The sequence below is a fragment of the Methanobrevibacter sp. V74 genome, assembly GCF_963082495.1.
In the GTDB taxonomy this organism is placed as follows: domain Archaea; phylum Methanobacteriota; class Methanobacteria; order Methanobacteriales; family Methanobacteriaceae; genus Methanocatella.
The window spans coordinates 376,475-403,186 of record NZ_CAUJAN010000002.1 but is presented as its reverse complement, the minus strand read 5'-3'; the positions used below and the strand labels follow the sequence as shown (position 1 = coordinate 403,186).

Genomic DNA, 26,712 nt, shown 5'->3' with positions numbered 1-26,712 from the left:
TTTCCTCCATATTATATTATAATTTTTATTTGTAATAAACTATTGGAAGTTGATTCTTCTTGAGATATCTTTTGGTAAAGGTAATCTTCTAAATGGTTTGCCAATAGTTTTTTGATTAATTTCATCTATTAATTCATCGACAGTCATATCGACTTTTTCACCGGTTTCACGAACAGTCACTTGGAATTTACCAGTTTCAACTTCTTTATCTCCAACAACAAAGATATACGGTATCCATTCCTTAGCCGCATTCCTGATTTTTTTACCTACACTTTCGTCCCTATCATCAATGTCGACACGGATTTTTGCAGTATTTATCTGTTCATATATATCTTCTGCAAACTCCTTATGTGATTCTCCGACAGTGATTACACGAGCTTGAATAGGACTTAACCATAATGGTAACATTGGAGATTTCTCATTAATTTCCATTGCTGTTTTTTCAAGCATTGCACATAGAACTCTTTCGATACTTCCTGTTGGTGAACAATGCAAAATAGCAGGATTATGTTGCTTGCCGTCTTCGCCAAGATAAGAGATATCAAATCTTTTACCACTTTCAACATCAATTTGAACAGTAGGATTTTCAATTGGACGGCCTAAAGCATCAATATTGGCTAAATCAATTTTACATGTCCAGTAATGATGTCTTTCAGGCAAAACTTCCAAAAGAATAGGTTTGTTGAATTTACTTGCAATTTCATACATCCATTCTTCATGTTCTTCGAAGAAGTCTTGGGTTGCTCTAAAAATTACTTCAAAGTCTAATTCTAAATCTTTACCTGTTTGCATACACATATCAGTTTGAGCAGAAAATTCTTCTAAGGAAGCCTGCACATCAGCACAGAATGAATGAAAATCCGGCATGGTAAATGCTCTTAATCTTTTAAGACCAACTACTTCACCTTTTTTCTCAAACCTAAAGCTGTAAGTTGATAACTCATAAACTTTAGCAGGTAAGTTTTTCCAGGTTAAATATGAGTCTCCCATTACACGGAATGCACCAAAACAACATGCAAATCTAAGCATTAAGTTTTTCTTGGTATCTGTCCTGTATTGTCTTTCGCCAAATTTATAAGCATGCTGATATATTGCTTCATTGTCCAAGTCATAGAAAATTGGGGTTTCAATTGGCATTGCCCCATGATCAACAGTTAAATTATAAACATAATCGGTTAATAAATCCCTTATTAACCTACCTTTAGGATACCATCTAAGGTTTCCAACATCAGATGCCGGTTCGTAATCACAGATTTCTTTTTCTCTCATTAATTTAACATGAGGCGGTTCACCTTCATCAGATGCTCCACGACCGGTCTCATAATCAACTAATTGTTTGAAAGCATGGTTTTCAAATTTGAAATCATCAATCTCTGTGATTTTATCTCCTTCAAGAATTTGCCATTTAGAAGGTTTTCTTTCAACTTTAGTTTCTTCGTCATCAGCAGTGATTGTTCTTGAAAGTTCGCTTAATGGATGTCCTTTACAGGAAATTTCAAATGATTTATACCATCCGAAAGGTACTCTTTTAACAGTTAAGTTTTCATCCAATAATGCTTGTTCTACATCTTTTAAAATTTGAACAGCAACTTTTGGAGAACTTAATGATGAAGATAAGTGAGCATATGGATACAGGACTATATTTTCAGCTTTAACTTGATCATTAGTTTTGATAACTTCTTTAACTAAATTTTTAACAATACCTTCTGGATTATTTTCGTCGTCTTTTTCAACAGCTGTAAATACAACTAAAGAATCATCAAATGAACCCTTTTTTTTAGCTTCTTCAATTTCTTCAGCTACAGGTGTTTCTTTTTTTACTGTATAATTTAAATAATCAGAATGAATAAGAAGTATTCTCATTTAATCACCATATATTAGTGATTAAATTTTTATGTTTAATATTATATAAAAATAGCTAAAATTTGACATTCCTAGAAACTTAAGATTTTTCATGTGAAATTTTTTATTAATTCTGTTTATTTGATAACGTTGTTATATTATTTTGGGATTAGGATTTGATTTTCGTAAGTTTTTTATATGATTTGTGAACAGAACTATTAAACAAGATGTGAAAACTCACTAATTTTTGGTGAAATTATTTGATTAGTGTGTTTTTTTTTTCTTGTTTCCTGGATGTTTATTATAAACATCCGGGGTTTTTCGTTCTTTATTATTGTATTGATTTTCTTTATATTGTATTAGTTCTTTAGATGCTTCTTTTACTATAAAATCGATTATTTGCTCTCTTTTCGTTTGCGTTTCAAATATTAGGTCAAATAAGAATAAATAGATGTTTCCCGTTATTTTTGCGAAATTCGACTGATAAATTATTTTTTCATCTTTATTTCTGGGTATTCTTGTTATATTGTTTTCTGCATGATTTTTAATTGTCATTGCTAGGTTATAAACGAATATGTGGGCGTGAAAATCTTGTTCGATTATTGTTCTTCGAATTCCGCTGAAATCTTCGATTTCGATTAAATTTTTTAATCTGTCAAATCCAGTTTCAACTGCCCATCTTTTACCATATAATTCTTTTAAATCTTCTGTTGAGAATTCTTCAGATGTTAAATTTGTTGCAAGTATTTCAGGTTCGTTCTTACCAATATCTACTAATGCTATGCGAATTTCTAATCGCCCCATCTTTCTTGCTTTTTCTTTTAAATTTTCATCATCAAAATGACTTAATCTATTATTTGTTAAATTTATTTTTATAATTTCATCATTAGTCTTCATTTGTTTGATTAAATGTCTAAATACATTTTTTGGTAGTCTTATTAAAAATTTAGAGTTTAAATCAATGGTTTTTGCCATGAGTTCGATTGATGGATATCCTCGATCGTAAATGGTAATTAATTTTGTAATGTTTAATCTTTGTTTTAAGTTCTCTAAATGTTCAATTGCTAAATCTACTTCATTTATTGTTGTTTCAACAATTTTTGCTGTTAAAATATGTTTAGAATGAACGTCTAAAAGACATGAAACTCTTGCACGAATTCTTTTTTCTTTTAACAGGTTTTCATCACCAACAGGGAATTCTTCACGTGTTAAAGTAACATTGGGAAGATCAATAATACTTCCATCACAAGCACTAACAATATATCCTTTAAATTTTGAAAATCCAGGAATATTTGCCATATAATTGGTCAATAAAAGATTCATTCATATCAATAAAAACTTTTGGGTCAATGAACATTCTTTGTTTTCCAATTCCTTGGCTAGAAATTGTTTTAAACTTCTTATTCAATCCTATTGTGAAAAATCTAATCGTTTCAATATAAGATGTACAGCTTCTTTGAGAAAGAATAAATGTTGTATACTCTTTTTGAGTCATTTTTCTATCTCTAATAAACTTATTATCTTCAGTTACATATTTTTCAGATATAAAAACATCAAATAAACTGAAAAAATCTTTGACAAATCTATCATAAGAATACATCAATCCAACCCCCAATCAAATAAATTCATGATTAAAAAACTTTAATTACTTATATAAATATATATATAATTAATAATATTTAAAATAAACTATTAATAATTATTAAAATTAGATATAAATAAATTAAAATTAATTAATAAAGTATTAAAATAAATAATAACTGATTAAAGCAAAATAAATCAGTAAATTAGCAATTTTCAATGAATAAACAATGATAAAAAAAATAAAAAATCTTAAGTTTCTAGGAATGAAAATTTGAATTTAAAAAAAAGAAAATTTAAGTGAGAAAATTTTTCTCACTATTTAATTGTTATTTTTACACTTTTAGTTGACTTTTCATATAACAGATATTGACCCTCATAAGAAATCATGGCTGTGTATTTGCCTTTTTTGGTAAGTTTAAGTTTAAATGTTGCAATACCTTTGGAATTTGTTTTTGCAGTATAGGTTTTGCCGTTTACATTCAAGGTTATTTTCTTACCAGAATTCAAATACATTTTACCATTAATGTTATTAACTGTTGTGAGTTTAACTTTAAATGTTTTGGTCTTAGCAGACGCTTTATATGTTTTTGCAGAGGCTTTAATATATGTAGGTTTCATATTAATAGTGATTTTATTTACAGCATAGGAAGCTGTGTAATTTTCATCACCTAGGAATGCGGTTGCAAATGTGTATGGGCCTGCATTTTGTAAACCAATTAATTTATTAACAGTTCCGTTTTCATCAGTAGTATACCATGCAAGAATACCATTATATCCGATTCCAACGGATTTGTTTGCTAATGGGTTACCATTAACATCAGTTAAACGTATTGTGTAATATCCTCCTTTTTCACCAGTTGATGCTTCACAAGAGTATTGTGCGAAGTTTTGTGAGATAATTACAGTTGAAACTTTAGTGACTTCAAATGCTCCTGAATTAGAACTAGATTCATAATTGTTATCACCTTCATAAGTTACATTATATGAGTGGTAACCAGCAGCTAATCCTCCAACTGCAAATACAACTTTTCCATTATCTAAATCTTTACCAGTTGAGATAATTTTGCCGTCAACTAAGAGAGATACTGCACCAGTAGCATCGCTAGAGGCAGTAACAGTAATAGTTACATCCCCACCATAAATATTGTTTTCAGATACATCAGAAGTGAATTTTGGAACTGCTTTTTTAACATTAATTGATGATTTGACTTCTTTTGAAGCATAATTCTTATCACCAGAGTAAGTAACTGTAATGTTATTCTCGCCGGCAGTTAAAGCATTAGCAGGAATAGTTACAGTTGCAGAACCCCTTTCAACAGTATTTTTGTAAGATATACCGTTAATAGTAACAGTTACATTGCCTGTTACATCTTCAGGAAGAGTTACACTAACAATTGCATCTTCACCGAAAGCAGGAGTATTAGAACTAACAACAATATTGACTTCAGATTTAGATACTATAAAGTTAGCATCAGCTTCAGATCCACTGTATTTATTGTTTTCACCATTTTTAATAGTAATAGTGTATGTTCCAACAGGTAAATTACTTACAGCAATTACACCTTTATTAACAACAGCCTCATAAGTACCTCCTGCAGCATCATTTACAGAAACGGTAACGGATTCAGTTTCATTATCAATAACATATGCAATTTCAACAACATTACCATAAGTCACATTAACAATAGGAACAATAGTGACTTTAGAAGCGTATTTACCAGCAGCATAAGTAGCGGTTTGAGTTCCACCATTATATTTGTCATCACCAGTGTAAACAACAGAAATAGTATTTTCACCAGCATTTAAAATATTGATCGGGATAGTCGCCTGACCATTTTCAACAACAGCACTGACACCATCAATTAAAACATAACCAGATGCATCTCCACCGGCAACAGTAACAACTACATTAACAGTATCACCAACATTACCAGAAATCTCACCAATACTTATAACCGGAACAACTTTAACAACATTAAAAGTGCCTACATTGTCACATGCTAAGTAATTATCATCACCTAAGAAAGAAACAATATAAGTGTGTTTACCCGCAACGATACTATCAACATCAACAGATACAACGCCATGATTGGTTTTGCCATTGTATACCAATTCACCATCTACTGTAATAGTTACATTTCCTTCAGTATGCCCAGATATAGTTGCATTAATAGTAATAATATCACCAACAGAAGCATCCTGAGTTACATTAGATTTAATTACCGGAGTGATTTTTTCAACAACACACAATACACTAACATTAGCAGGTGCAAAGTATTGATTACCTTTGTATGCTAATGTAATATTGTGAGTACCAACAGTTAATGATGATATACTAATTCCATTTTCAAGTGCATCCTGTACATCGAATGAGGAATAATATTCTCCATTATTATATGCATCAATTTCACCAGACACTAAATTATCAGCATTAACTGATATTATTAGCATTTGCTCATAATCAATTACATAATAAGCAGCAGATGATTTTAATTGTGAATTAGCACCGACTACAGTAAGATTAACTTTAACTGAAGAATCAGCATATTTACTGCCCCCACTGTAAGTTACAACTAAATTACTGTAATTACCTATTGGTAAATCAGCTGGACCGTGAATAACTGCCTTACCGTTGTTAACGTTAGCTGTGTAATCAATACCATTTATAGTTACAGATACAATACCATCAACAACATCTTCAGGTAAAACAACATCAATTTCAACAGCCTGACCACAATGTGTTTCAATACCTATAGCATTCATATCATATTCATCCTGAATAGATACTTTAAATGATTCTGTATCATTTATGATTTCAGCTTCAAGTGAACCGTGGAGTAATGTAGCATTTATGAGATATGTACCAATTGGTAAATCTTTGATTTCTAAAGATGCCTTACCATCTACTCTTACAACATAATCAGTACCACTAATATTTAAGATAACAATACCCTGTTCTTTTTCACCGTTAGCATCAGTTACTGTAATGTTTACTATAGCAACTTCACCATATTTAATATCTTCAACTTCAATAGACAATATTTTGTCCGGCAATAAGACATCAAATGTAGTGGATGCATATTTAAAGCCATTATAATTATTATTACCTTCAAATATGCCTAAAATAGCATATTGACCAGGTTCAAATCCACTTACATTAAATGAAGCTTTACCATCAACAACATTTACAGTAATTGGAGTATTATTAACAATAACAATAACATTGTCGTTTAATCCAGCACCGTTTACACCATATAAACTTACAAATACTGTTACATTTTCACCATACGCAAATTTATTGTCTTGACCTGTTACAACAATAAATGAAGTTACATTTTCTTTTGGAACATTATAAATACCGATGAATTTTTCTACATTACCATAATTGTAAATAGATGAAATTATATTTTCACCAGCTGATACAATTTTATATTCACAAGTATAAACTCCAGTTGTTTCATTAAACTTAATATCAGAAATAGTTTCCCCATTTACTGAGAATTTAAGATATGAATCATATACCCTATTTCCATTATCATCAACAAAAGTAGCATTAAGTATAACAATATCATCTAATTTTGCAGATAAAGTTTGATTTCCCAAAAATGTAATATTGATGTATGAATTAATAATTTTATAATTATAAATTTCAGCATTAATTTTATTAATTGTGTTATTTCTTAATTTTAATACTCCATCGTTTAAAATAGTAGCGCCACGTGGATTAACATTACCATTAAATTTAGAGTCTTCAATAGTTACACTAGCATCATTGTTAGTTCGAATGTATACGGCAGCTCCACCAGAATGTGCAACATTGTCAGTGAAAGTACAATTATCAATAATACTATCCACACCAACACCAGCAAGACTTACAGCACCACCAACATCGGCGGAATTATCAACAAAAGTAGAATCAACAATTCTAGCAGAAGCAACATCGCCAAATGTGACAATAGCACCTCCTTGAGTATATGAAGTACCAGGACTACCTATACCAACTCCTCTATTGTTTTCGAAAGTACAATTATCAACAACTAACTTAGAAGATTCAACAAATACTGAACCGCCAAAAGTAGCATTATTGCCTTCAAATTTAGTATCCTTAATAGTTAAAGTATAGTTTTCACTATTCAAATAACCGAGAGAGGATATGGCACCTCCCCAGGAACCAGCATTATTAGCAAAGTAAGAACCTTCAATTAAAGTCTCGCCACTAGTTACAACAACACCAACTAACAAATCGCCAGCATTACCATTACGGATGACAATATCCTTCAAATTATTTGTAACATTCACATTAGTAACAGTTAAAGTACCGTTCAAATTATAAATGGCAGCTCCACCATTATCATTATTGCTAACACGGAAAGTAATATCGTTGCTATCAAATACAGAAGAAACAACACTTACTTTACCTTCAGAATAAATTGCTCCACCACGATAGGTAGCAGTGTTATTAATAAAGTTTACATTTTTCGCCATTAAAGTAGAATTTTTATTCACATAAACACCTGCACCTTTGTCAGCTTTAGCATCACAGATAGTTACATTAAGTAATGTCAAATTCGCATTAGTTATATTGAAGATTCTAGCAACATCAGATCCACTAATAACAAAACCTTTACCGTCAATAACAATATTTTTATTAACTACAATACCGTTGACAATTTCGCTATCAAATTCTTCGATGTAGGTATAACCTCCATCTAAAACAATAGTATTCTCATTACTATTGTCAATCATGGTTTTTAAGTCAGTTAAAGATCTGGAGATAATTATTTTACCTGTTTGAATTTCAGATTCATTTTCATAGTTGAGACCGACAACAAAAATTCCAGCCTGATTTGGTGTGAAAACTGCTTCATACTCACCAGTACTTGAATTTATTCCATAAGTAATTAAATCAGTTTCATCACCATTTAGGGTAAATTTAAAGCTTAAATCAACTATTTTATTTCCAACATCATCAGTAATTATAAGTGGAACATTACAAGGAACTATAGCCCAATTAATAGTTTTATTATCTAAAATAACCGCTTTTACTTTAGAAATAATTTTAGAACCTTCTGCAACATGAATTTGTGCATGACCGTTATTACCAGTAATATTGTTTTCAGATAAAGTTATTTCACCTGAACGATATAGAATTGCATTAGTAAATGATTGTGCAACATTATCTGTAAAATTAGAATTTGAAACAGATGTTATGCCAGCAGCATTAATAGCACCACCTTCAACAGCAGTGTTTTCAATAAATTTGGAATTAGTGACAAATAACTTAGCATTACCTGATAATATAGCACCACCAAAGCTTGCTTCATTACCATTAAATTTAGAGTCTTCAATAGTTACACTAGCATCATTGTTAGTCCGAAGGTATACGGCACCTCCACCAGAATGTGCAACATTGTCAGTGAAAGTACAATTATCAATAATACTATCCACACCAACACCAGCAAGACTTACAGCACCACCAACATCGGCGGAATTATCAACAAAAGTAGAATCAACAATTCTAGCAGAAGCAACATCGCCAAATGTGACAATAGCACCTCCTTGAGTATATGAAGTACCAGGACTACCTATACCAACTCCTCTATTGTTTTCGAAAGTACAATTATCAACAACTAACTTAGAAGATTCAACAAATACTGAACCGCCAAAAGTAGCATTATTGCCTTCAAATTTAGTATCCTTAATAGTTAAAGTATAGTTTTCACTATTCAAATAACCGAGAGAGGATATGGCACCTCCCCAGGAACCAGCATTATTAGCAAAGTAAGAACCTTCAATTAAAGTCTCGCCACTAGTTACAACAACACCAACTAACAAATCGCCAGCATTACCATTACGGATGACAATATCCTTCAAATTATTTGTAACATTCACATTAGTAACAGTTAAAGTACCGTTCAAATTATAAATGGCAGCTCCACCATTATCATTATTGCTAACACGGAAAGTAATATCGTTGCTATCAAATACAGAAGAAACAACACTTACTTTACCTTCAGAATAAATTGCTCCACCACGATAGGTAGCAGTGTTATTAATAAAGTTTACATTTTTCGCCATTAAAGTAGAATTTTTATTCACATAAACACCTGCACCTTTATCAGCTTTAGCATCGCGGATAGTTACATTGAGTAAAGTTAAATTCGCATTAGTTATATTGAAGATTCTAGCAACATCAGATCCACTAATAACAAAACCTTTACCGTCAATAACAATATTTTTATTAATTACAATACCCATTTTAAGGTCTGAATCGAATTCATCATTATATGCATAATCATCATCTAAGACAATTGTACTATCCTCTTCTGCATCGTTAATTAATCTGACTAAATCAGATAAAGTTCTATAAATATTTAAAGTAGCAGTTTGAATTTTACTAGTATTTTCAAGATTTGTAGAAACAACAAAAGTTCCATCATCATTAGGAATAAATGTAGTGGCATATACTCCAGTTGTAGAATTAATTATTATTCCTGAAACTTCATTGTCCCCTACAACAAATCTGAATGAAAGATCAATTATTAAATTATCCATATCATCAGTTACAACAGCTGTAATATTGCATCCGGCCATAGTTATGTTTTTAGTACTATTTTCTAAAATAACAACTTTCAGTGGACTAACAACATTAACCCCGTTCTGAACACGTATTTGTGCATATTCACCAGCAGTAATAGTATTATTAGATAAATTTAATGAAGAACCGGTTTTCCATATGTACATAGCATTAGTGTAATTTGCAGCTTCATTATCAACGAATGCTGAATTAGAAATACTAGTATTTCCAGAAGCCGAAATGGCTCCGCCAGTATTAGCACTATTGCCTGTAAAGTCACAATTTTTTATTATAATAGTAGTTTCATAAGCGTCAATAGCTCCTCCTACAATTTCAGCAGAGTTTTCTTCAAATCTGGAGTTAATTATAGTTACTTCGTTAAATTCAATAGATATTGCTCCTCCTTGAGCATTAGAAGTATTTGTTACACTATTTTTAATAAAAGTACAATTATCTATTAAACATTCATCTGCATTATATAATATAGAAATAGCGCCGCCTGCTGCAGTATATCCGTTACTGCCAACACCAGTTGCCATGTTTTTAGTAAATATTGAATTCAAAATAGTATAAGATGATTTTTCAATATGAACTGTACCTGCATAAGCAACGTTATTAGTGAAGTTACAAGCATCTATTTTAATATTTTTACTTGTAGAACCTGAAACCGGTAAAGCAGTAATTGCACTACCATAGATACCGGTGTTGTTTTCAAATAATGTATTGGTAATATGAGCTTCTGAACTAAGTAAGTTAATAGCTCCATTAGTTAAATCATTATTAGTACGACTCATAGATTTATTACCATTATTAGTAATTCTAGAGTCAGTTATAGTTATATTTGAATTTATAGCATGAATTGCTGCGCCACCAGTATCATCATTCTTAGTCAAATCACGAACTATATTATTATCAAAAGTAGAACCAAATACATTAACATTGCCTCCCTCATCATATATTGCACCACCACTTTTAGTAGCAGTGTTATTTATTAAATAAGAATGAGAAATGGCTAAATTTCCATTATTATAAATAGCCCCACCATATTCAGCATTTCCATTAATCAAAGTTACACCAATTAAAGTTAAAGTGCAACCAGATTGAACCTTAAAAATTCCACCTTTGTTGTCTGCATCAATTTTATGATTATTACCAAAAAGGGTAACATTTTTTGAAATTAATACCTCATACTCTCCATCAACACAAACATAATCGGAGGATAATGATACTAATCCTCCATTGTCAATAGTTGATTGAAGTGAAGTGAAATTATTTCCATTCTCCTCATCAGACAATATCTCAAAATCGTTTGTTGATTGAACAACATTGTTTTCTACATCAGAACTTACATCCAACATAGAATCCTCAACTTGAGCAATTTCTAATTCTGAAGAATTGTCAGCTGCAGAAACTGCAGCAATTGATATAGTCATTATCAAAATTATCAATAATGATATCTTAAATTTCTTCATTACATAACCTCTTTAATTGATTTAATACATATAATTATAAATCAACATCTTATATATAAAATACACATAATATATATACTTAACTAAATAATTTTTATGATGTTTGCAATATTGTAATTATTATGTTTAAAAAATTTTAATAAAATTATAAAATTTTTAAAAAAAATATAAAAATACTGATTTTTTATAATTTTTTCATGATAAATAATTCCTTTGTTTATTTTTTAAATTAAGGTTTACCAAAAGATTAAAAGCAGCATAACTTTTTCAAACAAATTTACCGCAAAAATAAATAGTAACAAAGGTAATATTTATTGACTAAAATTTGAAAAAAGGTAATACTTAGAATTTTAAATACCAAAATTAATTAAATAAACAATATAATACTATATAACTATGAGAATTATTTTAGCAGGAACAGGCAGTGCAGTTGGAAAAACAACTGTTGCAACTGGAATAATGAAAGCTTTAAGTGAAAAATATAATGTCCAACCATTTAAAGTTGGACCCGACTATATTGACCCCTCCTACCACACACTTGCTACCGGCAATACATCAAGAAATCTGGATTCGTTTTTCATGAAAGAAGGGCAAGTTAGAGATTCTTTCTTAAAAGGAATGAAAGGCAAAGATATTGCTGTGATTGAAGGCGTTAGAGGACTATATGAAGGAATCGATTCAATTAATGATATTGGAAGTACCGCAAGTATTGCAAAATCCCTAGAAGCACCAGTAATACTGATTATTAATTCTAGAAGTCTTGTTAAAAGTGCTGCTGCACTTGTTTTAGGTTTTAAAAGTCTTGACCCAGAAATCAATATTGCGGGAGTTATTTTAAATAAAGTTAAAAATAACGCACATTACGAAAAGACTAAAAGATCAATTGAAGAAATTACCAATACTGAAGTTATCGGCAGCATTAAAAGAGATGACGATATTTCGATTGAACAAAGACATTTAGGCCTTGTTCCAGCACGGGAGAAGGAAACTTCAATTAAATTTATTGATATTTGGTCTAAAACCATTAAAGAATCAATTGACTTAGACAGATTAGTTGAAATAGCTAAATCAGCTCCAAAAATAAATTCAAAAACAATTCCAATTTGGAATAAACTAAATAAACAAAGTGTTAAAATTGCAGTTGCTTATGACGAAGTGTTTAATTTTTACTATAAAGAAAACATTGAATCTTTAGAAGCGAACAATGCCAAAATACAATATTTCTCACCTTTAAATGATGAAGGCCTACCTGATGCTGATGGCCTTTATATCGGTGGAGGATATCCTGAATTATTCTCAAAAGAACTATCACAAAATTCTCAAATGTTAAGGGACATTAAACAGTTCCATGATGAATCAAGACCTATTTTTGCTGAATGTGGAGGTTTGATGTATTTAATGGATGCTATTCATGATGATAAACAAGTTGGAATTTATCCATATAAATCTGTCTTAACCGATAGAGTGCAAGCATTAAAATATACCGTTGCTGAAGTGCAAGAAGATAATATTATTTCAAAGAAAGGAGAAGTCTTCAATGGACATGAATTCCACTATTCAAAAGTTATTGTTGATAATTTAAAAAATCCCTTGGCTTTTAAAGTCACAAGAGGAAAAGGTTCTTATAACCTACAAGATGGTTTTATGGAAAAAAACACTCTTGCAAGTTATGTTCACACACATGTTGCAGCTATGCCTAATTTTGGAGGTAATTTAGCAATTTCTGCAAGAGAATTGGGAGATTAAAATGAAAAACCATGATTTTTTTAATCCATCAATTGCAGTAGTTGCTATTTTGGCATTTCTCGCAATGGGCTATATTGGCTCATTTAACTACCGATTCGAAGATCCATTAAATTCAAATGTGATTTTAACCGTTATTTTTTCCTGTACAGTATTTATAATATCTTTGATAACAATCCAATACAAAATAACTCTTGAATCATCTGAAATTGACTATTTAAGTGAAAAATTACTTTTAATTTTAACTATTGTTGCATTAATCTTACAAGCACTTAATCTTGTTTTGCTCGGAGGAATTCCGCTTTTTAACAGCGAATTAAAAGCAAATGCTACAACCAATATTTGGAGAATCGCTTATCCATTATTTTTAATAGGCGTTAACTTTTTACTTGCCAAATATTATAATCGGAAATATTTAATTTTAGTAATGCTTGGAGCTTTAATATTCGGCTTAAACGGTTATAGAACATCTGTTTTAGGAATTTTAGGAAGTACATTTATCACACTATATTATTTAGATAAAATATCAAGGAAATTTGGAATACTATTTATTGCAATAATAATAGCTGGAATTGCCGGTATTGGTTATATTGCATCTCAATCAATTATAGGTCAAACATGGACATTGAACCCATTAGAATTAATATTTTACCGCGCAGGATTTACTTTAGAAGTATTTGAAAAGATCATTCCACTTGCAGGAACAACAAACGGTAAAATATTATCAATGATTTTCTCATCAGGAAGTCCTAGAACATTTATCGGTGAATATGTCCTGCATTATACCGTATGTTTAACATCAACTTTATTTGGTCCGGTGATGCTTGATTTTGGATATGTCGGCCTTACAGTTCAAATGTTATTTATGGGAACATTTTTAGGATTAATACATAAAATAAAAAAAGGCATTGGAATCGGAATATATTCCATTATTTTGACACATACGCTAATTTGGATAGAAACAGGTCCTACAGACATCATGATTTGGTTTTTATACTTAATTGGATTGATTTATTTAATTATAATTTACAGAAAAGGAAAGAGTGGAGTGAAATTAAAAACCCAACCCAAATGAAAAATCCTAATATTAATCTTTTTATACAAAAATTAATATGATTAAAATTATTAATGAAATAAAGAATATGAATGTTCCTTTTACAATAAAGTCAGCATTCCTATCAATATAGAATGATCCCCCATATGATAGAGCTAAGGCAGCGAACATTTCTATTAAACCTGTCATGCCTGAATCCATTCCAATTAATTTCCCTGCAATAAATGAAATCAAGTATGAAAAGATCACTACTAAAATAATTAAGCCGATTGGATTGCTAATAATTTTAAAGAATAATGAATCAGGCCCAAAATGACTTTTTCTTGTATCATAATTATATAAATTAGTTTGACCATAATGTCCTCTATTTCTAGATGGTGCCCTATTTAAAAATCCACCTCTAGGTTCATCAAGTTGTCTATTTAAAAACCTTGTTCTTGACCTAGGCTCATCAACTTGTCTGTATAAGGTATTTTTATAAACATGTGGATTAGCATCCCTTCTCTGCATTATATACTCCATATCTGAAGCATCATAACTGTATTCTGGATAGTCTTCTTCAATATAACCAGATGCACCGCCATCATATGGTGTATTATCAAGAGTTGTTTGTTTAGTTCTGTCCTGATATTTCTTAGCCAATTCAAGTAAATTATCCCTGTCAACTAATTTAATATTTTTTCTAATTGCATAGTTTTTAGCTTGTTCAGAAAAATATGCTGAGGTCACAATAGTTACTTTAGAAGCTTTAATACTCTCTTGTACATCTTCCATTTCTTTTAAAACATCGACACCAATCTGAAATTCTTTATCATAATTTTTACATGCTACAACTACCCCAAAATCCCCAATTGTAGTGGGTAGAATAGCATATATGTCAATGACTTTCTGTGAGGTTTTAAAATTCTTATAAACCTTAAAACCAGAATCTTCCATTACCTTCGCTATAAAATTAATCAATTGTGGTTTTTCCAAGTTTCCACCCATATGTGTTTTTTAAATGATTATTATATTTTATAGATTAAATTGTTATTAAACCTTTTTATATTTCATTGCAACCTAAAATTATTTTAACAAAGTATGCTATTAATAAATATATGAAAGCGTTAATTAGTAATGATGATGGAATAACCGCTTCAGGAATCCTTGCTTGTAAAAAGGCCATTGAAGATTTATGTGAAACCTATGTCATAGCTCCTGAAACTCAACAAAGTGGAATTGGTCATGCGTTAACATTGTATGACCCTTTAAGAATAAATGAATATACCTTAAAAGACGGGAGTAAAGGTTTAGGAGTTGAAGGAACACCAACTGATGCTGTAACACTAGCTTTATTTGAAATAATGGATGAAAAACCTGATATAATGATTTCAGGAATAAATACTGGTTTTAATATTGGTAAAGCAGAACTTACAACATCTGGAACACTAGGAGCCGCTATTGAATCTGCAACTTTTGGAATTCCAACAATTGCAATATCCCAGGAAGTTACTCGTGACGATATTAAGTTTGAAAATGGAGACATAGAAGTTAATTTTGATTTTGCTGAAAAAATGCTTAACAAACTGACTAAAATTGTTTTAAAAAAAGGTTTACCTGAAGGAATCGACTTGTTAAACGTTAATATTCCTGCTAATCCTTCAGACGATTCATTTAAAATTGTTAACTTATGCGAAAGGATGTATACTCCACATGTTGAAAAACGCCTAGATCCCCGTGGAAAACCATATTATTGGATTGGTGGTGAACCTTATGAATCATACGAATCTAAAAGTGACGGTTATGCTTTACGTAATTTAGGAAAAACTACAATAACTCCAATAAAAATCGATATGACTGGAGATATGGCATCATTACATGAATGGTTAGATTAAAATACTTATAAATTTAAATCTTTAAGTATTTTATCTCTTTCTTCTCTAAGTTCTCCTAAAACTTTCTCATCAGTACAACCTTCTTGTTTAAGTTTGGCTATTGTACGGGTAATAGCTTCTAAATTACTTTCTAATTGATTAATTGCCATAATATATATTATAAACATTAAAGTATTTAAAGTTGAAAAACTAATGTAAAAATAGAATATTCAAGGATTTGAAATAATGAGTGATGATACTGTAAACAAACTTTTTAGTCAATTTAAAAATAAATATGTAAGTGTTGATTTAAGAGGAAATTATCAAACCGAAGGTAAAGTGGTGGCTATTGACAATTACTTAAATCTTGTATTAGAAAATAATAATAACCTTGAAACCATTAAAGGCGGAAATATAATATTTATAAATTTAAAAGAAGATTAGATATTAACTTTAACACCCAATATCTCTTTTTCACCATTATAAACATCCATTGCAATTTGAGCTGCGCCAATCGCTCCTGATTCTGCTGAAATTATTCTTAAATCATATTTATCTTTAAAGTACTTATTAATCTCATCTTTAAAGTTAAATGGTTCAGCCGCACTCCCAATAGAACCGGTTAATACAACCCCTTCAATTTCATTTTCGCAAACAATCTCCAAACCAGCTATTTCCATTGCAACAGTCATTATTAATGTATCGATTGCAAGTTTAGCTTTCTCATCGCCTTCACGATAATTATCTAAAAGTTGATTTTTCATATTGGAAACTTTTCCATCAATACCTGCTATTTTAATAGCGCCTGCATGTGAAAAACATGTATTAGCTGATGCATCGTTCTCATCAATATCGCGAAGCATTTCTAAATCAAGCGGTCCATGAACAACACCCATTGCACCTAAACATGCATCAACAGCCCCTTTAATTTTACCGTTTTCAATTAAAATATCAACACTGTTAGATGATATGTCCGCAACGATGAAATTACTCCACCCAGTTTCTTTTATAGCATTATATGAAATGCTGACCTTTTCTGGACTTGTTTGATGTGAATAAGCTGCCCTAAACAGTTTATCTAAAGATTCAGAGTCTTTATGAAGACCGGGAATCATGACTGAAGGAATATCCAATTGTTCAAGTTCGCTGAATACGGATGTTCCGCCGCCGGTTACTTTACCTGCACCATTAATTGACAATATCCCCCGATTTTTAACTTTATCCGTTGGCAAAATCTGATTAATTCCGTCACCCATTGCATATGTAATTGCCATTAATTTAACATCACTGAAATCCACACGCTTTTTAAGTTCTTCTGATGCAGAAACCAGACCGTCTTTACTTTCCTCCCTTCCAATTTTAAAAACATCAATAACATCCCCCCCATCAGACATTATGCAAAAAGAGATTCCAGTTGTTCCATGGTCCATTCCAATAAATACCATGATTACCACACTAAAAATATATTAAAAATAAAATAAAAAAAAGAAAAAAGGCATTTAATCGTCTTTTTGTAATCCACAAGCTTTTCTTAATCTTTTACCAACAATTTCAATGTCTTTTTGACCTTCGGCTGCACGCATTTCTTTTAAGTTAGCTCCATTAGTTGCGTTTTCTTCAGCCCATTGTTTTTTGAATGTGCCATCTTGTATTTGTTTTAAAGCTACTTTCATACCTTCTCTAGCTTCATCAGTAATAATGGTTTTACCTCTAGTTAATCCACCGTATTCAGCAGTGTTACTGACATCTGTCCACATTCCTTCGAAACCTTTTTCATAGATTAAATCAACGATTAGTTTTACTTCGTGACAAGTTTCAAAGTAAGCGATTTCAGGTTGGTAACCAGCTTCAACTAAAGTTGTAAATCCCGCGTTGATTAATTCAGTAACTCCTCCGCACAATACAGTTTGTTCACCGAACAAATCAGTTTCAGTTTCTTCTTTAAATGTAGTTTCTAAAACACCAGCTTTGGTTAAACCACATGCTTTTGCCATACCTAATGCCAATTGTAAAGCGTCACCAGTTGCATCTTGTTCAACTGCTACCAAACCAGGAATACCAAATCCTTCTTCATAAGTTCTTCTTACCATTGATCCCGGTCCTTTTGGGGCAAACATTACAATATTTACGTCTTCTCCAGGTTTAATTAATTTAAAGTGAATATTGTAACCATGAGAGAAAGAAATAGTGTTTCCAGCTTCAACATAAGGTGCAATTTGCTCTGCATATACCTTTTCTTGGATTTCATCCGGAAGCAAAATGTGAATAATGTCCGCTTCAGCAGCTGCATCTTCAATGGTTTTTACAGTCATGCCATCTTCTTTAACTAAATCCCAAGAATTACCATTTTCCCTTACACCAACAATAACGTTAGCTCCACTATCAGCCATATTTCTAGATTGAGCTCTTCCTTGTGAACCATAACCTATTACTGCAATGGTTTTTCCTTCAAGAGCATCTGTATTTACATCGTCGTCATAATACATTTTCATAATATCACTTGTTAAAAATTAAGATATCTTAAAATATCACTTAATAATTATGATTGTTAATTATTAATAAAAGTAACTAAAAGATTTGTGTTTATGAATACTTTCACACTCTCGGCACGTAATTTTTATACATCCTAGTATATAAGTTGTTATGAAAATATCCCTAACATTTTTAGAATGCTCATAGCGAATGAAACGAACAAGTTTTGCAATCTTGACTACACGATTTAAAAATAGGAAATCTGCATCTATAATATAATATGTCATAGATTATTAAGATAATTTGCATTAAAAAAAGTTTTATAATTGACATGTCCTCATAAATATTAATTGCAATGAGGAGAAAAAATTCATCCAAAAATAAAATCATATATGAAATACCTGCAACGGATTATGATTTCGATAAATCACCAATTTATGAAGTCCAAATCTAATTAATTTATGGTCATTTATATAATTTTTAATAAGTGTCCCTTTCTAATTTAATTATTGCTATGGTAATTATAAATAGTATTAATAAAATTAACCCAAACCAATTAAAATACCAAAAAATTGAAAATAAACAAATAACGCTATTATATAAAATACATAATTGATTATTATTTTTAATTTTATATGACGATATGTAAATAATTAATGACAATAAGATGTCAACAATAGTTGTTATAATTAATGGTATTATCAAATCAATTTCAAAAAGTTCATTAAGATTAAATCTAACTACCATAAAGATAATGAATAAAATCCATAAAATAATATATATCCAAGCAATATATCTTGCTAATTGACGACCTTTATCATTTCCTATAAACATGTTATTACTTCCATATCATTGATATTAATAATGTGGTTGTTAAAATTAATGATAAAAAGGCATATTTTTTAAATCCTTTTTCTGTTTTTAATTCAAATGGAATTATGTTATTAATTTTATCTGGAGATAGTACAAAGCAAAATAAACAGAATGATAGTAAAAAATAAAATAAACTATGATTCAAAGACATTACATTTTGAAAAATGCTTTTAAATATCCATAAAAGTGAAATGCCCATTGGACCATTACACACCATAAGAGATAACATATAATAATAAAAGGGATGATATCCAAAAGTCATGTTATTCTTAAAGTCATTTAAACACCCTCTACTCTCATTATTATACACATTTAATTTCAAAAACATAAATAGGGGTGGGAAAAATTCTATTAAACTAAAAGCAATAGTGGAATACAAACCACCTTGTTTAAAAGCTAAAATTCCCACACCAGTGGATAATAATCCACTAACTCCAAATAAAATGAAAACCATTCCCTGATATGAAATTCCAGGATACCTCATATCAAATAAAACATACCTCTCATTTAAATAATCACGTTTATAAATAATTAAAATTATTATTAGTGATGAAAAAGATAAACCCGTAAATGAAATTAATAAATAATTAAAGTCTCCAATTAAAAATGCAATGAAAACTGAAGTGAAGAATGATAAGAGTTCGCATTCTATAATCAAACCCAATGTATAATATTTAAGTTCATATGAATTCAAATCTCTCCAACTAGTCTTCATAATTTCAGCGAATGATTTCATTATATTTCCTCTGTTTTATTTATTTATTTATTTTCGATTGCCTCTTTAAATACTGGAGGAACAATATTGGTATTGAAAAAATTAATTATTTGACGAATAACTGGATCATCATAATTGTTTTTTAATATTAACTCAATTGGATTATATCTAATCAACTTCTCATCAATTTTGATTGAAGTTATAGTTGCAATTTTTCCTCCTTTTGAAAGTATTATTCGCTCAACAGTAACTTTGGTAATTTGTGTACCTATTTTTAAAGTGCCACCTAACCCAATAAAAGATAAACCATTATCTAAAAGGAAAAATGCCGCATCAATATAGGTTATTTCCCCATCTAATAATCCATCGGCATATAATAATCCAACTTCTCCTGATGCAAATAAAAATATTCCTGCGATAGATACGGGAATATCACCTGTAATTAATCCCCCTGCTGTAAGAGTAATGCCTGCTAAAACTAATTCTCCACCTACAATTCCAACAATTAAACTAGTAAAAAATGATTCCAATTCAGACCAATCATTTCCAAGAGAGGTATTGAATAAAACATTATTTATTGAATAATTCCCAATGGATTCTAAATCAGAATAATCATTACTTGATTTATTTAATATTTTTCCACCATAATTCCAAGCATTTTCTGTTATGTTGTCATGGTAGCAGGGCATTGTTCCAAGTAATCCATAATTACTAAAGTAATCACGTACAATACCTGTTTCTAAATCTAAAAATAATAAAGTACTATTATCGTCTGCATGTTTGATAAAAGTATAACCATTACTGGTGAATATCTCTAGAGTTTCATTGTTCATGAAACTTTCAATTAAACCAAGAGTAACGCTGCCAATTACTGTTGTATTCCATACATTATTGCCGACTAATTGTTCCACTAAACTGAAACTGAAACTTGTAGCATAATTAAACTTCCAAACATTACTAATGTTTCCTATGGCTTCACGACCCATATTATGGTCAGACTCACCAGTAATGTACAGACTGTTATAATCATTACATAGTGAAACACATGCTGGACTAATACGGCTCCAAGTTACATTAAATTCAGTCGCAAACTCATCAGCGACACGGTCATTTTCGTAAATGACAATTAATGGTGTTAAAAATGTACCATAAGCGGCTTTCATCAAACCTGGTGCATATAGTTCTTTTTGATCTAACCAGTAACGTAAATCATTGCTTGTTAGATTATTTTTAACAACTGCAAAACTGCGCATACCTTCATAACCAATGCTCATATTATTTTCATCAGTAATATCAGTATAATAGATATTGCTTATACGGTACGCATAACTGGATGGTGGATTTAAAAGCTTATGCTGTCCATTATATTCAAAATTAATGTCTGGAGTTACGTCACCATGATAATCCGCAGTCATTTCAATCATATCAATAAAATAGTTTTTATGATTTTTAACGAAATCTAATTCTGAATTAGTTAGTTTATAATCTAATTGCAGATAATTTAAGAATCTATTATAAACTAAATTAAAATTACTTGCATCAATATTTGCTGCTTTTGCAAAACTTAAATAGTAGCCATTAGGCTCCCAAACACCTTCTTTCATACTTGCAAAAACATTATTTAAAAATTTAATGGCTTCAAAAACCTTTGTCGAATAATTATTTTTAAAATATTGATAAAAAAGATTGTTGATATTAATTTCATCAATAATTTCTCCATTAACGATCATATAAATTTTACCAGAATATAATCCTGTTTCACCCCAACTAAAAGTAATCCAAGAGGCATTATTACTAAATGGGATATGATATGTTTTGTTTACAAAATAATTATTTTCAACATCCCATGCAGATGAAAATAATGTTATGTCTATTGTTGCATTCTTATTAAATGTGTTAACTATTTTTTCATTATCAAAAATAACCATAACTGAAATATGGTCATGATTTGCAAATAAACTACTTAATTCAAAATCAACAAATGCTTTTCCGTCTTTTAAATAAGTTGTATTAAACTTTTTATTTCCATCAACATTAAATACAGAAATAAAAGATTCAAGATTATCTGGAATATATCCTAATGAAGATAATTTATTTCCCAAATTATTATAAGTTAAATCAACATAGAATTTAGCTCTTTCAATTTGACTATATTCATTTACTTTATAAGATGATGAAAATAAATGTGCAACCATCCAGGTGTTCATTATTAAATTTCCAGTAGCATTATAAACATTAGAAAGAACATTGCGACTTGTAGAAATCTTAGGAGTATTTTCACCCCACCAGTTATTATCTATAACATAAGAGCAATTTGCTTCGGAATAAAAATCATATTGACCATTATCACATAATCTATTTAAATAAAATGAATCATCATATGATAAAAGAGAGGCGTCTAAAACAAAACCACATAATTTATTATCATGAATATTATTAAAAGCATAAGTATTATTAACTGAAACTCTTAAGAATACTCCATATTTATTGTTTTTAAATTCATTATAAAGCACGTGGGAGTTATAAGAGATTACATATGATCCAGTATCAAAATCTGAAATATTATTGGAATTTATATTTATATTCGGACAAAGAATATATAATCCAATACCATTTAACTTGTTTTTATTGATAATATTGTTGTTAACAATTGAAATATTATTTGAAGTATTATTTAAAACAAGAATACCTCCAGCACCCATATTAGAATTTAATAATATATTATTATTTAAAACCATAAGATTATCGGATTTTCTAACACTTATACCTCTCATGGAATTTATGAACTTATTTGAATCAATTGAATTATAAGCAATCAAAGTATTTGTATCACAATCAGTTTCTATAGAACTAACCACATTAATAAATTGATTATTAATGAGAGTAACATTTTCTGCTTGATAAATTACAATTCCAAAAGAAGAATCCTTAATTTTAAATCCACGAATAACACTATTGCTTCCTCCATTGGTAACTCCAATAACTGGATGAGTAGAGTCTATGGCTTTTAATGTAGCGTTAATTGATATTAAATTAATAAATTTATTTACAGTTATTTGTTCATTATATAAACCTTCACCAATTTTAATTACGTCTCCATTATGAGTATTCGCATCATTAATTGCTGATTAAATTGTTGTGTATCCTTTACCTGAATTTAAATTACCTACTTTTTCAAAAATGTAATTGCAGGTTATTACTTCACTTTTATGCCCATTAAAATCAATTGCATAAAATCGTAAAGAGGTAGTTTTGGAAATACTTAATACATTTTCATATAATCTGAAATTTGATTCATTTAATGAATAATAAATTTTAGGGTTTTGATCAAGATTATCCCAGCTAGTCAAATTTACAAGAATAGGTGAGCTATATAAATCGGAATCCAAATTACTCCAGACGAGTGGACGTTTATTGTCAATTATATAATGTTCATGGTAAATACTACAGGTGCCGTTGCTGTAATATAAATCATAAATGCCATTTGTCAAGATAAATGACTTTGATTTATTAGATTGGTTCCAATTATTATTGTCCCAACTATATTTAATCAATTTAGCATTATTTATGTTTAATGATAAATTTAGATAAGAGTTATTGTAAAATCCACCATCATAATTCACTGTTGGGTGAAATGATATTACATTTACATTAATTTTTTTACTAACACTTGCATATGGACTTTTAGCAAATGAGACTTCAACATTATACGTTCCGGGTTTTTCTTCTATTTTAATTCCTGCTCGCCCATTACTGTCACTAACTACATTTGTACTTTTATCATTGATTTTAAATGTGATGGTTTGTCCACTTAAAAATTTATTATTCTTGGTATCTTTTAAAGTTGCATATAAGTATGCATTGCTGTCATCATAATTACAAGTTAAATCATTCACTGTTAAACTTGTAGGGATACTGTTGACTGTTACGGTTACTGTCTTTTTACTGGTTACATAATTTGAATTTGTAAATGAAATTGTTGTTGTGTATTTTTTTGGTCCTGCTCCAATTATTAGTGTTGCAACTCCTTTGGAATCAGTTTTTTGATTATAGTTTTTACCATTAAAATTAAAAACAACAGTTTTATCTACTAAAACCTTTCCATTTTTATCTTTTAGAGTCGCTTTCAACTTATTGTTGCCATCACCATATGTGAAAGCAAGATTATTTGCAGTTAATGTTGTTGGCATTGCTTTTACTGTAACTTTTACTGTTTTACTGCTTCTTGCATAACCGCTTGCTGAAAAAGAAAATTTCACTGAATAGGTTCCTGGTCCTTTTTGAACATTCCAACTAACCCAACCTTTGGAATCGGTTGTACATGAGTAAGTTTTACCAGAATAAGTTAATGTAATCTTTTTCCCGGATAATGCTTTACCGTTTGAATTTTTCAAATAAGCTTTAAGAGTAGTTCCGTCTTGGTAATACTTAGCACATCTTTTGCAGTAATAGTTGTTTTAACTGTAGAACTAGCTTTTTTTACAACATTACTGGGTTTCACATTATCGTCTTTAATTTTAACATCTGATGAATTTTCAATTTTTTCATCAACATGATTATCATCTGATGAAACATCTATACTATCAGAATAGATATCCTCTGATTGATAATCGACGCTTAACGTATCATTTTCGACTGCATTGTCTGAAACTGCATAAGTGCAGTTTAAACAAATTATAAAACAAAAAAATATTAATATACATAAAAATTTAGTTATATTCTTCAAATTTACACTCCTTTAGTTTAATAGCAATAATATTTTATTTTTTTATTTCATGATATATATTCTTTACGGTTAAGTGACATTCCTAGAAACTTAAGGTTTTTCTTCTTTTTTTATTCTTAATTTTTTTTACTAAATTGCTTAGTTTTTACTTATTTTAATTGATTTTACCTGTGCTTATTCTGATACTTTATTGAATAGTTTTAATTTACTTATAGTTAGTTTCAATAATTAAGCATAGTTTATTTTATATATTATTAACTATAAATATTAATATTAGTGATTAAAGTTTTTTTAGTCACTGATTAAGTTAATTGGAGGTGGACTGATGTATTATTTTGATAGATTCATCATAGATTTTTTTAAAATATTTGATTGTTTTGTGTCAAAAAAATATATTACTGAGGCCAATAGATTCATTAAGGAAAGGAAAATGAATCAAAAAGATTGTATGGTTTATATTCTTTCTCAAAGAGGCTGTACAGGATTATATTGAATCGATAAGATTTTTCACATTAATGATGAAAAAAGATTTCGAGACGATTTCAAGTCAAGCAATTGGAAAACATAAGAATGTTCATCAACCCACAGGCATTCATCGACTTAAATGAATGTTTTTATTGAGAAATTATATGGATAAATTTTCTGGATTTTCAAAATATAAAGGATATATTGTTTGTGCTTGTGATGGCAGCATATTTGATCTGCCGAATGTTACATTAACCCGTATACAGTTCCCATGTTGGTGATAAAAATTTGTTAAGGGAAAAAAGAATTCGAGCAAGAGTTTCGCTTTTTAGACATTCATTCTAAACATATTTTAACAGCAAAAATTGTTGAAACAACAGTAAAACGAAAAAATTTCATGGCTCAAAAACTAGTAAAAATTCAAATCACACAAGTTTTTGAAAGAGACTAAAAAAATTAAGATTTTAAACTCATGTACAAAAATGTACATTGCAAATAATACTACCAAATGCTCCCTAGGACAACTTAAAAGGCAAATAAAAATGATATATGAAAACTTAAATGAGTTAATAGAAAATATTTAAAGGAGAATTCTACAAAATAGTCGATTTAACCTCATTCTACACAACTGGGTCAATGAATATTTAGGTATGAATATTTAGTAAAACACTATAGTTTACATTTGGCGTTATAAAATGTTTTTCATGTAATTCTATTATTGAAATTGTTGATTAAATTTTTGGTATATTGTTTGGATTTGATAATGGTCATCAGACAAACTTTCAACTTGGTAATATTTGGACAAATTGTTGGATAGAGTATATACAATAGCAAATTATTTAAATGACTGATTGTATATTTAGTATACAGAGGTGTTTATTATGTTAGATGAAATCTTAGGTGATTATCCTCAAATAAAAGTAATCGATTATTTATTGATGAATCCATTTGCCGAATTATCCAAATTACAAATTGCAGTTGGAGCTAAAATCTCTAGGATTACATTAAACAAATTCATTGATGATTTAATAGATAAACAATTAGTTATTAGCACTAACTCAAAATATCGTTTAAATTTACAATCTCCAATTGTAGTGAACTTAAATATGCTTTTAGATGAATTAAACAAGACAGCAATTGAAGAAGCAATGAATTATGCTGATGAACCTTATGATGATTTAAGTGATGAAGAATTGGATGAAATTTTTGATGAAAACAGTCCTGATGTAGATTTAATCCAACTAGAAAAAGAAATTCGAATAAAAGAAAGTTATGATGTTTACATTGAAGATGTAAATGAAAATTATGTATTGATAGTATAAATTATGAGGTTTTT

At 29.6% G+C, this 26,712-nt stretch carries 17 protein-coding genes; 5 read left to right on the top strand and 12 right to left on the bottom strand.

Annotation, left to right across the window (positions count from 1 at the left end; all coding sequences use genetic code 11):
• Positions 1-39: 39 nt before the first annotated feature.
• From Q9969_RS04590 to Q9969_RS04575, 4 genes are all read right to left on the bottom strand, one after another.
• Positions 40-1,863, bottom strand: coding sequence for a threonine--tRNA ligase (locus Q9969_RS04590; protein ID WP_305514009.1), 1,824 nt, complete (start codon positions 1,861-1,863; stop codon positions 40-42).
• A gap of 243 nt (positions 1,864-2,106) precedes the next feature.
• Entirely contained in the window at positions 2,107-3,141 is a 1,035-nt protein-coding gene (locus Q9969_RS04585) for an IS4 family transposase (RefSeq protein WP_305554932.1), read from the bottom strand.
• The gene (locus Q9969_RS04580) at positions 3,110-3,442 is read right to left on the bottom strand and encodes a hypothetical protein (RefSeq protein ID WP_305554930.1); all 333 of its coding nucleotides are present in this window, start codon (positions 3,440-3,442) and stop codon (positions 3,110-3,112) included. Before Q9969_RS04580 ends, Q9969_RS04585 begins: the two co-directional genes overlap by 32 nt.
• Positions 3,443-3,741: 299 nt before the next feature.
• Positions 3,742-11,475 carry an Ig-like domain repeat protein gene (locus tag Q9969_RS04575; protein ID WP_305554929.1) on the bottom strand — a complete coding sequence of 2,578 codons (7,734 nt, stop codon included), beginning with the start codon at positions 11,473-11,475 and terminating at the stop codon, positions 3,742-3,744.
• A gap of 396 nt (positions 11,476-11,871) precedes the next feature.
• Between Q9969_RS04575 and cfbB the strand changes: the two genes are divergently transcribed.
• Positions 11,872-13,221, top strand: a complete 1,350-nt coding sequence (cfbB, locus tag Q9969_RS04570; protein ID WP_305554927.1) for a Ni-sirohydrochlorin a,c-diamide synthase — start codon at positions 11,872-11,874, stop codon at positions 13,219-13,221.
• Position 13,222: 1 nt separating this feature from the next.
• Positions 13,223-14,293: an oligosaccharide repeat unit polymerase family protein gene (locus Q9969_RS04565; protein ID WP_305554925.1), complete on the top strand. Its 1,071-nt coding sequence runs from the start codon at positions 13,223-13,225 to the stop codon at positions 14,291-14,293.
• A 21-nt stretch (positions 14,294-14,314) separates the two neighbouring features.
• On the opposite strand, the gene Q9969_RS04560 is transcribed toward Q9969_RS04565, so the two are convergent.
• Positions 14,315-15,247, bottom strand: a complete 933-nt coding sequence (locus Q9969_RS04560; protein ID WP_305554923.1) for a restriction endonuclease — start codon at positions 15,245-15,247, stop codon at positions 14,315-14,317.
• Between the two features lie 122 nt (positions 15,248-15,369).
• Between Q9969_RS04560 and surE the strand changes: the two genes are divergently transcribed.
• A complete protein-coding gene (gene surE, locus Q9969_RS04555) occupies positions 15,370-16,146 on the top strand; it encodes a 5'/3'-nucleotidase SurE (RefSeq protein ID WP_305554921.1) in 777 nt (258 codons plus the stop codon).
• Positions 16,147-16,151: 5 nt separating this feature from the next.
• On the opposite strand, the gene Q9969_RS04550 is transcribed toward surE, so the two are convergent.
• Complete coding sequence (locus Q9969_RS04550) at positions 16,152-16,295, bottom strand: hypothetical protein (RefSeq protein ID WP_305554919.1); 144 nt, start codon at positions 16,293-16,295, stop codon at positions 16,152-16,154.
• A gap of 76 nt (positions 16,296-16,371) precedes the next feature.
• Between Q9969_RS04550 and Q9969_RS04545 the strand changes: the two genes are divergently transcribed.
• Entirely contained in the window at positions 16,372-16,569 is a 198-nt protein-coding gene (locus Q9969_RS04545) for an LSM domain-containing protein (RefSeq protein ID WP_305513754.1), read from the top strand.
• On the opposite strand, the gene Q9969_RS04540 is transcribed toward Q9969_RS04545, so the two are convergent.
• The 6 genes from Q9969_RS04540 to Q9969_RS04515 all read right to left on the bottom strand — a co-directional run bounded on the left by Q9969_RS04540 (position 16,566) and on the right by Q9969_RS04515 (position 24,911).
• On the bottom strand, positions 16,566-17,570 hold the full coding sequence (locus tag Q9969_RS04540; protein ID WP_305554917.1) for a methanogenesis marker 12 protein: 1,005 nt from the start codon (positions 17,568-17,570) through the stop codon (positions 16,566-16,568). The two genes, Q9969_RS04545 and Q9969_RS04540, sit on opposite strands and share 4 nt — an antisense overlap.
• A gap of 54 nt (positions 17,571-17,624) precedes the next feature.
• Positions 17,625-18,617, bottom strand: coding sequence for a ketol-acid reductoisomerase (ilvC, locus tag Q9969_RS04535; protein ID WP_305554915.1), 993 nt, complete (start codon positions 18,615-18,617; stop codon positions 17,625-17,627).
• An 818-nt stretch (positions 18,618-19,435) separates the two neighbouring features.
• Positions 19,436-20,206, bottom strand: coding sequence for a hypothetical protein (locus Q9969_RS04530; protein WP_305554913.1), 771 nt, complete (start codon positions 20,204-20,206; stop codon positions 19,436-19,438).
• A gap of 23 nt (positions 20,207-20,229) precedes the next feature.
• Entirely contained in the window at positions 20,230-23,166 is a 2,937-nt protein-coding gene (locus tag Q9969_RS04525) for a right-handed parallel beta-helix repeat-containing protein (protein WP_305555023.1), read from the bottom strand.
• A gap of 147 nt (positions 23,167-23,313) precedes the next feature.
• Positions 23,314-24,579, bottom strand: a complete 1,266-nt coding sequence (locus tag Q9969_RS04520) for a chitobiase/beta-hexosaminidase C-terminal domain-containing protein (RefSeq protein ID WP_305554911.1) — start codon at positions 24,577-24,579, stop codon at positions 23,314-23,316.
• Positions 24,576-24,911: a hypothetical protein gene (locus Q9969_RS04515; RefSeq protein ID WP_305554909.1), complete on the bottom strand. Its 336-nt coding sequence runs from the start codon at positions 24,909-24,911 to the stop codon at positions 24,576-24,578. Before Q9969_RS04515 ends, Q9969_RS04520 begins: the two co-directional genes overlap by 4 nt.
• Before the next feature lie 1,346 nt (positions 24,912-26,257).
• On the opposite strand from Q9969_RS04515, the gene Q9969_RS04510 reads away from it, so the two are divergent.
• The gene (locus tag Q9969_RS04510; protein WP_305514177.1) at positions 26,258-26,698 is read left to right on the top strand and encodes a hypothetical protein; all 441 of its coding nucleotides are present in this window, start codon (positions 26,258-26,260) and stop codon (positions 26,696-26,698) included.
• The last annotated feature ends 14 nt before the right edge of the window (positions 26,699-26,712 follow it).